The 13,791-nt window shown below is 60.5% G+C and carries 10 protein-coding genes; 6 read left to right on the forward strand and 4 right to left on the reverse strand.

The features are described 5' to 3' along the window. Positions 1–61: 61 nt before the first annotated feature. The 4 genes from ACR0MV_RS15195 (at position 62) to ACR0MV_RS15210 (ending at position 6,889) form a co-directional block, all read left to right on the forward strand. On the forward strand, positions 62–2,731 hold the full coding sequence (locus ACR0MV_RS15195; protein ID WP_480702664.1) for a DUF2339 domain-containing protein: 2,670 nt from the start codon (positions 62–64) through the stop codon (positions 2,729–2,731). A gap of 164 nt (positions 2,732–2,895) precedes the next feature. Continuing rightward, on the forward strand, positions 2,896–5,808 hold the full coding sequence (ileS, locus tag ACR0MV_RS15200) for an isoleucine--tRNA ligase (protein ID WP_480702665.1): 2,913 nt from the start codon (positions 2,896–2,898) through the stop codon (positions 5,806–5,808). A gap of 81 nt (positions 5,809–5,889) precedes the next feature. Continuing rightward, entirely contained in the window at positions 5,890–6,345 is a 456-nt protein-coding gene (locus ACR0MV_RS15205) for a methylated-DNA--[protein]-cysteine S-methyltransferase (protein ID WP_480702666.1), read from the forward strand. 76 nt (positions 6,346–6,421) lie between these two features. Further along, positions 6,422–6,889, forward strand: coding sequence for a hypothetical protein (locus tag ACR0MV_RS15210; RefSeq protein WP_170426734.1), 468 nt, complete (start codon positions 6,422–6,424; stop codon positions 6,887–6,889). A gap of 3 nt (positions 6,890–6,892) precedes the next feature. Here the strand turns inward: ACR0MV_RS15210 and ACR0MV_RS15215 are convergent, their stop codons facing one another. The 4 genes from ACR0MV_RS15215 to fsa all read right to left on the reverse strand — a co-directional run bounded on the left by ACR0MV_RS15215 (position 6,893) and on the right by fsa (position 10,147). After that, the gene (locus ACR0MV_RS15215; protein WP_170426733.1) at positions 6,893–7,588 is read right to left on the reverse strand and encodes a CDP-alcohol phosphatidyltransferase family protein; all 696 of its coding nucleotides are present in this window, start codon (positions 7,586–7,588) and stop codon (positions 6,893–6,895) included. A gap of 86 nt (positions 7,589–7,674) precedes the next feature. Beyond that, positions 7,675–8,595 carry a tyrosine recombinase XerC gene (locus ACR0MV_RS15220; protein ID WP_480702667.1) on the reverse strand — a complete coding sequence of 307 codons (921 nt, stop codon included), beginning with the start codon at positions 8,593–8,595 and terminating at the stop codon, positions 7,675–7,677. After that, positions 8,592–9,299, reverse strand: a complete 708-nt coding sequence (locus ACR0MV_RS15225) for a DUF484 family protein (RefSeq protein ID WP_170426731.1) — start codon at positions 9,297–9,299, stop codon at positions 8,592–8,594. The genes ACR0MV_RS15220 and ACR0MV_RS15225 overlap by 4 nt, the downstream gene beginning before the upstream one ends. A 194-nt stretch (positions 9,300–9,493) precedes the next feature. Further along, complete coding sequence (gene fsa / locus ACR0MV_RS15230; RefSeq protein WP_152457215.1) at positions 9,494–10,147, reverse strand: fructose-6-phosphate aldolase; 654 nt, start codon at positions 10,145–10,147, stop codon at positions 9,494–9,496. A gap of 59 nt (positions 10,148–10,206) precedes the next feature. Between fsa and ACR0MV_RS15235 the strand changes: the two genes are divergently transcribed. Both ACR0MV_RS15235 and ACR0MV_RS15240 read left to right on the forward strand, forming a co-directional pair. Then, on the forward strand, positions 10,207–12,432 hold the full coding sequence (locus tag ACR0MV_RS15235; protein ID WP_480702669.1) for a primosomal protein N': 2,226 nt from the start codon (positions 10,207–10,209) through the stop codon (positions 12,430–12,432). 79 nt (positions 12,433–12,511) lie between these two features. Beyond that, positions 12,512–13,744 carry an MFS transporter gene (locus ACR0MV_RS15240; protein WP_480702671.1) on the forward strand — a complete coding sequence of 411 codons (1,233 nt, stop codon included), beginning with the start codon at positions 12,512–12,514 and terminating at the stop codon, positions 13,742–13,744. Positions 13,745–13,791: the final 47 nt, after the last annotated feature.

Raw genomic sequence — 13,791 nt, forward strand, 5'->3', positions numbered from 1 at the left:
CGGACTGTTACGTGGATCAGCACCCGGGTAGCCTGACCGAACACCGTCGCGGAGTCTTCACTTGGAATCCCTGTTTGTACTTGTTGGATTGATTGTCCTCGCCATCCCGGTGGGCGTTGTCGTTCTATTTGTGCTTCACCTGCGCCTGCGCCGCAGGGTCGAGCAACTGGAACAGCGGGTTCTGGAATTGGGCGGTGACGTCCCGGTGGAAGAGGTCACGCCCGAGGCTCCGACACCGCCCGTAGAAAAACCTTCTCCTTGGCCGTCCGTCAAAGCGCCCGAGGATCCACCAGTAGAGGTCGAACCCTCTCCGGTTGTTCCGAAACCGGACCGATTTGCCGCGTTCGGTGGCTGGTTGCGTGAAAACTGGTTCTACGCGGTCTCGGCGCTATCTCTGGCGTTGGCCGGTATTTTCCTTGTGCAATACGGGGTCGAAAGCGGCGTGCTTTCGCCCGCAATGCGCGTCATTGCAGCTTTGGTCTTTGGAGCGGCGCTGATTGGTGCAGGAGAAGTGATCCGGCGCAGGTACGGGGATGATGAATCTTCGGCCACGGCCTATCTGCCATCGGTCTTTTCCGGGGCCGGGCTGGTGGCCCTCTTCGGCGGGCTTTTGGCCGCACGGCAGCTTTATGATCTGATTGGCCCGGAAACGGCGCTTGGTGCGATGATCGCCGTGGCGCTTGTGGGCCTTGTTCTGGGCTGGTTTCACGGGCCTTTGCTGGCCGCAGTCGGTTTGATCGGCGCTTTTGCGGCGCCCTTTGTGGTGGGCGGGGCCTCGAAAGATCCTGACTGGGTTTATGGATATTTCTTTGTGATCGCAGTGCTTGGGCTGGGGATCGATACCGTGCGCCGTTGGGCCTGGATATCCGTTCTGACCCTTGTCGGGGCGTACACCGCCTGCCTGTTACTGGTGCTGTCCGCACCTCGAACTGAGCCAGCCTACCTTGTCATTGTGACTGCGCTGGCGTTGATCGCGATTGCGATCCCGGTACGCAGGCTTTGGCCGGATCATGGCGGACGGATGATGACCGAGGTCATCGCTTTCAAAAAGGGGCTTCAATGGCCCGAGTTTCCGACCCGCCTTGCCTTTGGCGCGGTGGCGGTCAGCTCGGTCATCCTGTCGGTGCACTGGGCGGATTCAGCGGCCGAGTTCTGGTTGGGGATTGTCCTGTTGTCCGGCCTGACACTGGCGTTGATCGTTTGGGCCCATCAGGCGCGTGCGTTGCAGGACGCCACTTTGTTACCTGCCGCCGGTCTGATCTGGTTCGTTTTGGTCCACGGGTTGGATAACGGTGCCGTCGCGCGCCAGTTCGCGGCGACCTATGCCGAAACCGCCGAGGCTGATTATCCCTGGTCCGTGACCCTGTTGGTGGCTTTGGGTGCCGTGATCTCGGCGCTTGCGGCCTGGCGGTCTATGCGAGCAACCGGCCATGCGGCGGCCTGGGCTGCGGGGGCTGCTGTCTTTGCGCCGGGACTGGCCATTGCGTTGGATCTGGGGTGGCACCCAGCCGAGGTTATCGGAGCTTATCCTTGGGCACTGCATGCGATTGCCTTGGCGGTGCTGATGGTCGTGCTGGCTGGCCGGTTTGCAAAGGTCGATGGGGAAAATCGCCTGCGCGCAGCCTTGGTGACCTTGTCCGCCCTGTCCAACCTCGCTTTTGCCTGCGTGATCGTCCTCAGCTCGGCCGCATTGACCGTTGCGTTTATTGTTCTGGTCGTCGCCGCCGCCGCTTTGGACCGGCGGTTCAATCTTCCACCCATGGGCTGGTTCATCTGGGTCGGAGTTTTCACGGTGACCATTCGTCTTGTGCTGAATCCCGGTCTGGATTGGGCAACAGAAGCACCTTTGGGGGAAATGACACTGGTTTACGCCGCCGCTGTCGCAGGATTTTTGGCCGCCTGGATCACCCTTCGCCCGCTGGATCGCCCGGTTGTTGCATTGTTGCTGGAAAGCGCGGCCTGGGCGACCGCCGGTATCCTGCTGTCCTTGCTGTTGCTGCGCTGGCTCGAAGGGTTTGGCGAGGGTGGGGCACATGACAGTCACTGGGGCCTTGGCCTGTTTTCCGTGATCTGGTTGCTGTTGGCCTGCGCGCAGGTGCGGCGGTTCGAGCTGGGCGGAAAGCTGACCTATGCACGCTACGGGCTGGCATTGTTCTTTGCCGCGCATGGGTTGGTGCGTTTAGGTCAAGCACTGACCGAGGCGAACCCCCTACTGAATGCCCAAGCGGACCCGGTGTTAGGAGTGCCAGTCCTCAACACCCTTGCGATCGCCTACCTTGTCCCTGCGGTCCTGCTGGCCGTATCGGCAGCTTGGTTGCCTGCACTGCATCCACGTTTGCGACAGGCGTGTTTCGGTTTGGCGGCCGCGGTGGGTGCGGTGTGGTTGGGGCTGGCCATTCGCCATATCTGGCAGGGAGCGGGCGGTATGTATGAGGGCAACGGCGTGTCCCAACCCGAGCTCTACACCTACACAATGGCGTTGCTGGTGATCGGCGCGGCGCTGTTTTACCAATCGCTTGCCCGACGGTCCGACCTGATGCGCAAAGCGGGTCTGGTGGTCATCGGGCTGGCCGTGGCCAAAGTGTTCCTGGTCGACATCTCAGGTCTTGGCGGTCTGATCCGGGTGTTCTCGCTGCTTGCACTTGGTCTCGCGCTGGCCGGTCTGGCCTGGCTGAACCGCTGGGCCAAGCTGCGCCATTCGCCGCAGCAGGCAGAACCTCTGGACCATTAGGCGCGGGCAGCCTATAAGCGCGGCCATGTATGACCGGACGGCCATCATTATTCGAATTATATCCCCGGCGCTCTGACCCTCTGAGACGCCGGGCAAAGGTGTTTGAGACTTCGCACCGACCGCTTCGATCCTAGTACGACCAGATCATCCAAAGGACGCCCCCAATGTGCGCCGACACGATCCAGACACCTGATTACAAAGACACGCTGAACCTGCCTAAAACTGACTTTCCCATGCGCGCTGGCCTGCCCAAGCGCGAGCCTGCTTGGCTGGAACGCTGGGAAAAGATCGGCGTCTACGACCGCTTGCGTGAGAAAGAGGGCCGCACGCCCTTTACCCTGCACGATGGCCCCCCCTATGCGAACGGCCACCTGCATATCGGTCACGCTCTGAACAAGACCATCAAGGACATGATCGTGCGGTCTCATCAGATGATGGGCCATGACGCGCGTTACGTGCCGGGTTGGGACTGTCACGGCCTGCCGATCGAATGGAAGATCGAGGAACAGTACCGCAAGAAGGGCAAGAACAAAGACGAGGTGAACATCGTTGACTTCCGGCAGGAATGCCGCAAGTTCGCTGAAGGCTGGATCGATATCCAACGCGAAGAGTTCAAGCGTCTGGGCATCACCGGCAACTGGCCCGATCCCTACATCACGATGGACTATCACGCCGAGGCTGTGATCGCGGATGAGTTCATGAAGTTCCTGATGAACGGCACGCTCTATCAGGGCTCCAAGCCCGTGATGTGGTCGCCCATCGAAAAAACCGCTCTGGCCGAGGCCGAGGTCGAGTACCACGACAAGGAAAGCTTCACCATCTGGGTGAAGTTCAAGGTCGTGAATGCAGGCGATCTGGATGATGCGTTTGTGGTGATCTGGACGACGACCCCTTGGACGATGCCGTCGAACAAGGCGGTCGTCTACGGCAAGGACATCGCCTATGGCCTTTACGAAGTCACTGGCGCGCCGGATGAATGCTGGGCCAATGTTGGTGATAAATTCCTGCTGGCCGACAATCTGGCGGCGGATGTTCTGGGCCGTGCCCGTCTGAACGACGACCAATGGACTCGTGTCCGCGATGTGACCAGCGATGAGCTGGCAGGCGTCCAACTGACCCACCCGCTGGCCGGGGCCGAGGGCGGCAATGGCGAATGGGACGACATCCGTGATTTCCGCGCCGCCGAGTTCGTGACCGACACCGAAGGGACCGGCTTCGTTCACTGCGCGCCGTCGCACGGGATGGAAGAATTCGAGCTTTACCGCGATCTTGGCATGCTGGAGCAGGTCATCACCTATAACGTGATGGATGACGGTTCGTTCCGCGCTGACCTGCCGTTCTTTGGTGGCAAGTACATCCTGTCCCGCAAGGGCGGCGAGGGGGACGCGAACAAGGCGATCATCGACAAGCTGGCCGAGGTCGGCGGGCTGCTGGCGCGCGGCAAGATCAAGCACAGCTATCCGCATTCGTGGCGCTCGAAAGCTCCGATCATCTATCGCAACACGCCGCAATGGTTTGCCTCGGTCGACCGCAAGCTGGACGATGGCATGGGCGAGATGGGCGATACCATTCGCGAACGCGCCCTGCGGTCCATCGATGAGTTGGTGAAATGGACCCCGCAAACCGGTCGTAACCGTCTGTATTCCATGATCGAGGCCCGCCCGGACTGGGTTCTGTCGCGCCAGCGCGCCTGGGGCGTGCCGCTGACCTGCTTTACTAAGAAGGGCGCTCTGCCCACTGACGCCGATTACCTGCTGCGCAATGCAGACCTGAACGCCCGTATCAAAGCCGCGTTCGAGGAAAACGGCGCTGATGTCTGGTATACGGACGGGTTCAAGGAACAGATGCTGGACGGTATCGCCAACCCGGACGACTACGATCAGGTGTTCGACGTGCTGGACGTGTGGTTCGACTCTGGTTCGACCCACGCGTTTGTTCTGCGTGACCGTGAGGACGGGACCGAGGACGGCATTGCCGATGTCTACATGGAAGGCACCGACCAGCACCGCGGGTGGTTCCATTCCTCGATGCTGCAGGCTTGCGGGACCAAGGGGCGTGCGCCGTACCGCAACGTGGTGACCCACGGCTTTACGCTGGATGCCAAGGGTAACAAGATGTCCAAATCGCTGGGCAACACCATCGTGCCGGAAGAGGTCGTCAAGCAATACGGGGCCGATATTCTGCGCCTGTGGGTGGCGCAGACCGACTATACCGCCGACCAGCGGATCGGGCCGGAAATCCTGAAAGGCACTGCTGACAGCTATCGCCGCCTGCGCAACACGATGCGGTTCATGCTGGGCTCGCTGGCCGATTTCACCGAGGCGGATCGGGTCGCACCCGAGGATATGCCGCGACTGGAACGCTGGGTGCTCAGTCGTTTGGCCGATCTGGATAGCCAAGTCCGCAAGGGCTATGCCGCGTTCGACTTCCAGGGTGTGTTCAGCGCCGTGTTCAACTTTGCCACGGTCGATCTGTCGTCCTTCTACTTCGACGTCCGCAAGGATGCATTGTATTGCGACGGAGACAACCTGCGCCGCCGCTCGGCCCGCACCGTGTTGGACATCCTGTTTCACCGCCTGACCACATGGCTGGCCCCGGTTCTGGTGTTCACCATGGAAGAGGTGTGGTTGGAGCGGTTCCCGGGTGATGACAGCTCGGTCCATCTGGTGGACTTCCCCGACACGCCTGCCGACTGGCGCGACGCCGAACTTGAGGCCAACATGGCCAAAGTCCGCCGCGTCCGCCGCGCCGTCACCGCCGCGCTTGAGGTGCAGCGTCAGGATAAGGTCATCGGCTCGAGCCTTGAGGCCGCACCGATCGTGCATGTCGACGACGCCGAGACGCGCGACCTGCTGGCGACCTTCGACGTGGATGATATGTGCATCACGTCCGGCTTGACCGTCACCGGCGATCCTGCCCCGGCCGAGGCGTTCCGCGTGCCCGAGATTGAAGGCGTCGCTGTGGTCTTTGAAAAGGCAGAAGGCGAAAAATGTCAGCGCTGCTGGAAGATCCTGCCCGACGTCGGGCTGCACGCCCATCCGGGCGTTTGCGGTCGCTGTAACGACGCGTTGGGATAAACACCTAACCCCCGGCCAGATTGGTCGGGGGTTTTTCGTTCCAAGCTTGCGTGTGGGTCGTCGATCTGAAACGCTGCTTTCATGTCGATGATTGCCGTTGAAACTCAGTTTGGCCGCCTTGGGGTTGAAGAAACCGACGGGGCCATCACGCGCCTTGTCTGGAATGGCCGTAACGAAGGTCCCGCCACGCCGCTGTTGCAAGAGGCTGCCGCCCAGTTGACCGCCTATGATCAGGGGCGGTTGGATGCGTTCGACCTGCCGTATCACGTTAACGGATCAGAGTTTCAGAGGCAGGTCTGCGACCTGATGTTCGCGATCCCGTTGGGCGAGACCCGAACCTACGGAGACATCGCTAATGAGCTGGGCCTGCCGCCGCAACCGGTGGGGCAGGCCTGTGGTGCGAACCCCATTCCCGTGATCATTCCCTGCCACCGGGTACTGTCTGCGACAGGGCTAGGCGGCTTTTCCGGCGAGGGCGGGGTCGAGACCAAAGTGGCCCTCTTGCGCCATGAACGCGCTGCGGGGCTGCTGATCTGAGTGGTGAAAACCGGTTGCAATCCCGCTGATTGAGGCCCAACCTATATCAGTTACTGAATTTGAAGGACCGCATTGCATGACTGCCCACACTGACCCGGCCGCCCGCAAAAAGGCCATCATTGACCGTCTGATGTCGCTGGAAGAACAGGAGCTGGCGACTGCGCAGGCGCATTACGACGCATTTCTGAAGGACTCGCAACTGGATGACCGCGAAGGGCATGACAAGGACGATATTGCTGCCTCACGCGAAAACGCCGATCTGGCGGCGGCGTTTGACGCACCGGTTCACGCCCATCACGCAAAGATCGACGTGATCGAAAACACTGATTTCAGCCTGACGGACCGGGTTCAGCCGGGCGCTGTGGTCAAGTTCAATAACCGCCGTTTTGTCGTTTGCGTTTCCACGACCCGCTTCGAGGTTGACGGCAAGACGTATATGGGGATCTCAACCCAAAGCCCGATCTACCTGGCCATGACGGGCCTGCAGGAAGGTGACGTTTTCACCCATAACGGGACCGAGTTCGAGGTGCAGGAAATCCTGTAAGCCTCAGCCTTTGCGCGGCGGGACAATCTGCTGCGCAATTCCGGCCAGCGCCAGATAAAGGCTGGTCACCACTAGCCCCCAATGCGCCCAGCTTTCGGGGTGAAAATCGACCCAAGCCGCCCAACCGGCAAAGAAGGTCCAGGCGAATGCCATGGGCAGCGAGACGTTGCGCCAGCGTTCCGTGCGCACCGGATGAATGAACTTGAGCGGCAGGAACATCGCCAGCGAGAGCAGCGAAACCAGCATCAGGATCACCCAGAAATTCGGCTCGAGCGCGAAGATTACGATGACAAACATATTCCAACAGCCCGGAAAGCCCGAGAATGAGTTGTCCTTGGTCTTCATCCGCGTGTCGGCAAAGTACATGGCGCTGGCGAAGGTGATCACGATGATGGCAAACCACCCGGTCCAGCCATCCATCAATCCTGATTTGAACAACGCAAAGGCCGGGATGAACACATAGGTCAGATAGTCGATGATCAGGTCCAGCAATACGCCGTCGAATTCCGGTGCGTTCTTTTTGACATGATAGTGGCGCGCAAGCGGGCCATCGATACCGTCCACGATGAACGAGATCACAAGCCACAGATACATCAGGCTCCACTTCTCTTCGACGGCGGCCAGCATGGCCAACATCGCGAAAACGGCACCGGTTGCGGTAAACAGATGTACGGAAAGGGCTTTGAGTCTAAGTGTCATTTTTGTCTCTTGGACGATGCGCGCTGCAGATGCAAACTAAAAGCCAGCTTGGTGAAAAAACCCTGACGTCACTGTGTGATCCGGGGTCAGGCTTTGGGGTGCGCGCGGTTGTAAACTTCCATCAATCGAGCCGTATCGACGGCCGTATAAGTCTGGGTTGTGGACAGAGAGGCATGGCCCAGCAATTCCTGTATCGCACGCAGGTCACCGCCAGCGGACAGAAGGTGAGTGGCAAAGCTGTGTCGCATGGCATGCGGTGTTGCGGTTGCGGGCAGGCCCAGTTGCATACGCGCCTTGGCCATCACGCCCTGGATTGCACGTGGGTTGAGGGCACCGCCACGTACGCCACGGAATAGCGCCTTGTCATGGGCTTTCGGATGCGGGCAAAGCTGCAGGTACCGATCCACGGCGGCGCGCGCAGCTGGAAGCACCGGGACGATCCGTTCCTTGCCGCCTTTGCCAACAATGCGCAGGCTTTCTGGTAACGGGGCGTCAGCGCCGGTCAAAGACAGTGCCTCAGAGATGCGCAGGCCGCAGCCATACAAAAGCGTGACAACCGCAACGTCGCGGGCCGCAACCCAATCGTTGGCTGACTGCAGTTCGACCGTGTCGATCAGGGCGCGTGCGGCGTCTTCGGCCAATGGGCGGGGCAGCTTCTTAGTAAATTTTGGCGCCCGGGTGGACAGGACGGCGGTGGGCTCGAACCCCTGGCGCTCGGCCAGCCAGCGATAGAAGCTTTTGACCGCCGACAGCTTGCGTGCCAGCGATCGCGCGCCCACACCTGAACTTCGTTGGTCCGCCATCCAGGCACGCATGTCGGAAACAGAAATACGCGCCAGAGCGGCCAGCCCTTGTTGTTCGCTGTGGTGCAGCGTCATGAATGACAGGAATTCAGTGACATCGCCCCGATAGGCGGTCTGAGTGTTTTCCGATCGCCCCGCAAGCGCGCTCAGACTGTCCAGCCAATGCTGTAACGCGTCGCGGCAGGCGGGAGAGATCAGGCTCACGACAGCCAGTGGCGCATTGAGCGTTCGAAAACCCCGGCGAAGAAGGACAGAAGATCTGTACCCAATTGCGGTGAGAAATGATTGCGGTCTTTGGCGCTCATCACGATCATGCCGGGCAGGCGGCCATCGCCCAGATCCAGCCGCAGGCAGGCCTCGGACCGAAGGTGTTCAGCGTTCGGGCCAAAGATGCGATGTGTGGGGTGCAAAATTTCGCGCAGAACCACGTCGCGCGCCGGGCCGCTGCGGTCGAATGTCAGATAGTTGTCCACGAAGCCGGGCTCGACCACGGACAGGACGCCGTCCAGCGTATCGATAGCCGGATCTTCTTGCGTGGCTGTGGATTCAAGCACCAGAGTGATCCGATCGACGCGCAGAATTTCGGCAACGTCCGTGCCGAGCGTGCGCAGGAAATCCTCGAAATCGGCCGGTTCCAGCAAGCGGATGATCGCGCGATGCACCTGATTGGTGCCGGCGAGGTTTTCGTAGGCAGCTGCGATGACTGACCGATGAGTGTCTTCCAATCTGTCCAGCCGTTGCTCGAGCCGCTGCATGGCGATGCCGCGCAGGTCGATTACATTGTCCCCGCGCGCCTGTTCGTTAGCTGTAACAAGGGCTTGCATCAGATCCTTGTCGTCCAGCACAGCGTCTGGTTCAGCCAGAATCGCGGCGCGCAGATTATCCTGGAGTTTGGTGTTGCTGCTCATGTCCCGTCCGGTCTTTTTTTGTTGAGGAGCTTATAACATGAGTTGCAAGGTTTTCCTTGGAAAAAATGCACGAAAGCCGGATTTCATTCCGGCTGTGGCCAGGGGCTCCCGCCTGCAAAACCCTGATCAAAGATCAGCGCTTGGCAGTTGGGCCGGGCGCGGCACCTTGCGGTGCCGCGCGGCTGAGTAATGGATCAGAGGATTTTCTGACCAGTCTTGGCCCAGTCAGCCAGGAAAGTTTCCAGGCCCTTGTCGGTCAGCGGGTGGTCGGCCAGCTTTTTGATCACAGCGGGGGGTGCGGTGATCACGTCCGCACCAATGCGGGCGCTGTCCGTCACGTGGTTCACGGTGCGGATCGAGGCGGCAAGGATTTCGGTCTCGAAACCATAGTTGTCATAGACCTGACGGATGTCGGCGATCAGGTCCATGCCGTCGAGGTTGATGTCGTCCAGGCGACCAATGAAGGGTGAGATGAAGGTTGCGCCTGCTTTGGCCGCCAGAATGGCCTGATTGGTCGAGAAGCACAGGGTCACGTTGACCATCTGGCCTTCGTCGCTGAGCGTTTTGCAGGTTTTCAGGCCCGCCCATGTCAGCGGCACTTTGACGGCGATGTTCGGCGCAATCTTGGCCAGCTTGCGGCCTTCGGCGATCATGTCGTCGGCCTCGGTGGCGACCACTTCGGCGGAAACGGGACCGTCGACCAGATCACAGATTTCCTTGGTCACTTCCAGAATGTCGCGACCGGATTTCAGGATCAGCGATGGGTTGGTGGTTACGCCGTCCACCATGCCCAGATCGTTCAGTTCGGCGATGGCGTCGATCTCGGCTGTGTCTACGAAGAATTTCATGAGGGCAGTCCTTTGATGGGTTGGCCTTGGTCGCGGATGCCTTTACCTCAAAGAGACCCATGCTGAAACCCCCTGACCAAGGATATGCGGTGAGCGCTCAGGAGTATTTCGATCAAGGTGAGCTGGTGGCGGTGCTGACAACGCAGCCGCTGGACCGGACGCTCGATTACAAAGCGCCCGAGGGCGGGTGCTTTCTGGGGGCATTTGTCGAGGTACCTTTGGGTCCGCGCAAGGTTCTGGGTGTTGTCTTGGGGCCAGGGCAAGGCGGGTTCGATCTGAGTAAGGCCCGGTCTGTGATACGGGTGCTGGAGGTCGCGCCCATGCGCGAAGAGATGCGCGTGTTTCTGGGGAAGGTGGCTGACTATACGCTGACGCCGATGCCTGCGATGTTGCGCTTGGCGACCCGCGCGCCGGGCTTGGGTGATCCGCCGTCAATGCGCAAGATCTATCGTCTGGGCGAGGCGCAGCCAGATCGGATGACCGATGCGCGAACCCGAGTGCTGGAAGTTTTGCGCGACTACGGTGGATTGGCGTTCACGCTGAAGGAATTGTCCGAACAGGCGGGAGTAACCTCCTCCGTTATCAAAGGTTTGGTCAAGCAGGGCGCGGTGCGCGAGGAGGACAGCCCACGCGATCTGCCCTACCCGCATCTGGACCCGGATCTGCCTGGCAAGGAATTGACCGACGATCAGGCAGCGGCGGTTGCGCGGCTGCAGGCAGGGCAACGCACGGGGGACTACGGCACGACATTGCTGAAAGGTGTGACCGGGTCGGGCAAGACCGAGGTCTATCTGGAGGCGGTGGCCGAAGCATTGCGCATGGGGCGACAGGCATTGGTGTTATTGCCCGAGATCGCCCTGACGGCCGAGTTCCTGACGCGGGTTGAGGCTCGGTTCGGTGCGCGCCCTGCGGAATGGCACTCCGGCGCCACCATGACCGAACGCCGCCGGGTCTGGCGGATGGTGGGGCAGGGCGATGCGCAGCTGGTCGTCGGTGCGCGCTCGGCTCTGTTTCTGCCGTTTCGCGATCTTGGTCTGGTGGTAGTCGATGAAGAACACGACACCTCTTACAAGCAAGAAGACGGGGTACATTACAGTGCGCGCGACATGGCTGTTCTTCGGTCGGCAATTTGTGGCGCGCGGGTGATTCTGGCCAGTGCGACTCCGTCGCTGGAAAGCTGGGCCAATGCCGAGGCTGGCAAGTACGAGCGGGTTGATCTGACCTCGCGCTTTGGCGCGGCAGTGCTGCCGGAAATGAAGCCGATAGACATGCGCGCCGAACAGATGCAGCCGGGAACCTGGATTTCGCCGTCCCTGCGACAAGCAGTTAGTCAGCGGATCGAACGGGGCGAACAGTCGCTGCTGTTCATCAACCGACGCGGCTATGCTCCTGTAACCTTATGTCGTGCATGCGGTGAACAGATTGCCTGCGATCATTGCGACGCGCGGATGGTCGAGCACCGGTTCCTGAAACGCCTGATGTGCCACCAATGCGGGGAAACCAAACCGATGCCCGAGGCCTGCCCCTCCTGCGGGGTTGAGGGCAAACTGGCCCCGGTCGGGCCGGGAATCGAGCGGTTGGCCGAAGAGGCTGAGGCGACTTTCCCCGAGGCGAAGATCGCGATGCTGAGTTCCGATTTGTTCGGCTCGGCGCGCGCGTTGAAAGCCAAGATCGAAGAGATTGCCGAAGGCGATGCGGATATCATCATCGGCACGCAGCTGGTTGCCAAGGGGCATAACTTTCCCAAACTGACTTTGGTTGGCGTGATCGACGCAGACCTGAGCCTGCATGGGGCCGATTTGCGCGCCGCCGAGCGGACATTCCAACTGATGCGTCAGGTCGCAGGCCGGGCCGGGCGGGCCGACAAGCCGGGGCAGGCCTTGTTGCAGACATTTCAGCCGGAACACCCCGTGATCCGCGCTATTCTGTCAGGCGACGAAGAGGGTTTCTGGAAAGCCGAAGCCGCCGGGCGGCAGGCCGCAGGCGTTCCGCCTTACGGTCGAATGGCCGGGATCGTCTTGTCGGGGCCCGAGGTTGGGCCTGTCTTTGATCTGGGCAACGCTATGGCTCGCAATGATGCGCCCCTGCGCGAGGTTGGTGCGCAGGTGTTCGGGCCAGCCCCTGCCCCCATCGCGCGTATTCGCGGCCGTCATCGGGTACGCTTGCTGGTCAAAGCCCCAAAAGGCGCGCCAATTCAGGACGCAATCGCTCGTTGGATAGCGCCATTGCGCCTGAAGGGTGACCTGCGCCTGACGGTGGATATTGACCCGCAAAACTTCTACTGACCTCCGCATCAACGCAGGGTGACTGTGCGCGGGTGGCTTCCCTCTCGCCAAACCGAACAAATGGGCGTAGAGGAGTCCCATGCTGAAACCAATGCCCCTGTCCGAGGCGCAGAGCCTTCCGTTCTGGCGCCGTCCCGTGACCCTCTTGTTCATGATGGCGCTGACCATGCCCATTGCGTTCAACGGGTGGAGCGCGCTGCTGAACAACTTCGTCATTGAGGTGGCGAATTTTGACGGGGCCGATATTGGTCTGCTTCACACGGTTCGGGAGATCCCCGGGTTCTTGGCTGTTGGCGTGATCGCGGTCATCATTTTTGTGCGCGAGCAGGTGTTGGCGATGATTTCGCTGATGATGCTGGGCGTCGCAACGGCGGTCACCGCCTGGTTCCCAAGTCTGGGTGGATTGCTGTTTGTTACACTCTTCAGCTCGATCGGGTTCCACTACTACGAAACGGTGAACCAGTCGCTTCAATTGCAATGGCTGCCCAAGGATCGTGCGCCCCAGGTGCTGGGCTGGCTTGTGGCCATGGGCTCGGCAGCTACGGCAGTGGTTTATGGCTTGATCGTTCTGACCTGGGACCGGTTTGACCTGTCCTACAATACCGTTTTCATGGCCGCAGGGGGCGTGACCGCGCTGCTGGCGCTGTTCTGCCTGCTGGCCTACCCGCAATTCGATGCACCAACGCCACAGACCAAAAAGCTGGTGCTGCGCAAACGCTACTGGCTGTATTACGCGCTGCAGTTCATGGCGGGGGCACGCAGGCAGATCTTTGTGGTTTTTGCAGGCTTCATGATGGTCGAAAAATTCGGCTTTGAAGTGCATGAGCTGACCAGCCTCTATTTAATCAACCTTGTGATCAACATGGCCGCGGCCCCGATGCTGGGTAAAGCGGTTTCGGTGTTCGGAGAGCGCAGGACCCTGATCTTCGAGTATGCCGGTTTGGCCATCGTCTTTGCGGCCTACGGCGGGATTTACTGGTTTGGCTGGGGCGTGGTTTTGGCAGCGACCTTGTATGTGATCGACCATGTTCTGTTCGCTTTGGCGCTGGCTCTGAAAACATATTTCCAGAAGATCGCAGACCCGGCCGATATTGCGCCGACTGCGGCGGTTGCTTTCACCATCAACCACATTGCCGCTGTGTTCCTGCCCGCGCTTCTCGGCCTGCTGTGGGTCATTTCGCCAGGGGCAGTGTTCGCATTGGCCGCTGCAATGGCGATGATTTCTCTGTTGTTGTCGCTGCTGATCCCGCGACACCCTGAGCCGGGCAATGAGACCATCCTGACGAAATACGCGCCTGCGCCCGCCGAGTAAGCGCCAATACTTGACCTTGGCGGGCCATCGCCATAGGCGCTGTGTCA

The sequence above is a fragment of the Ruegeria sp. BC3 genome (assembly GCF_056539265.1).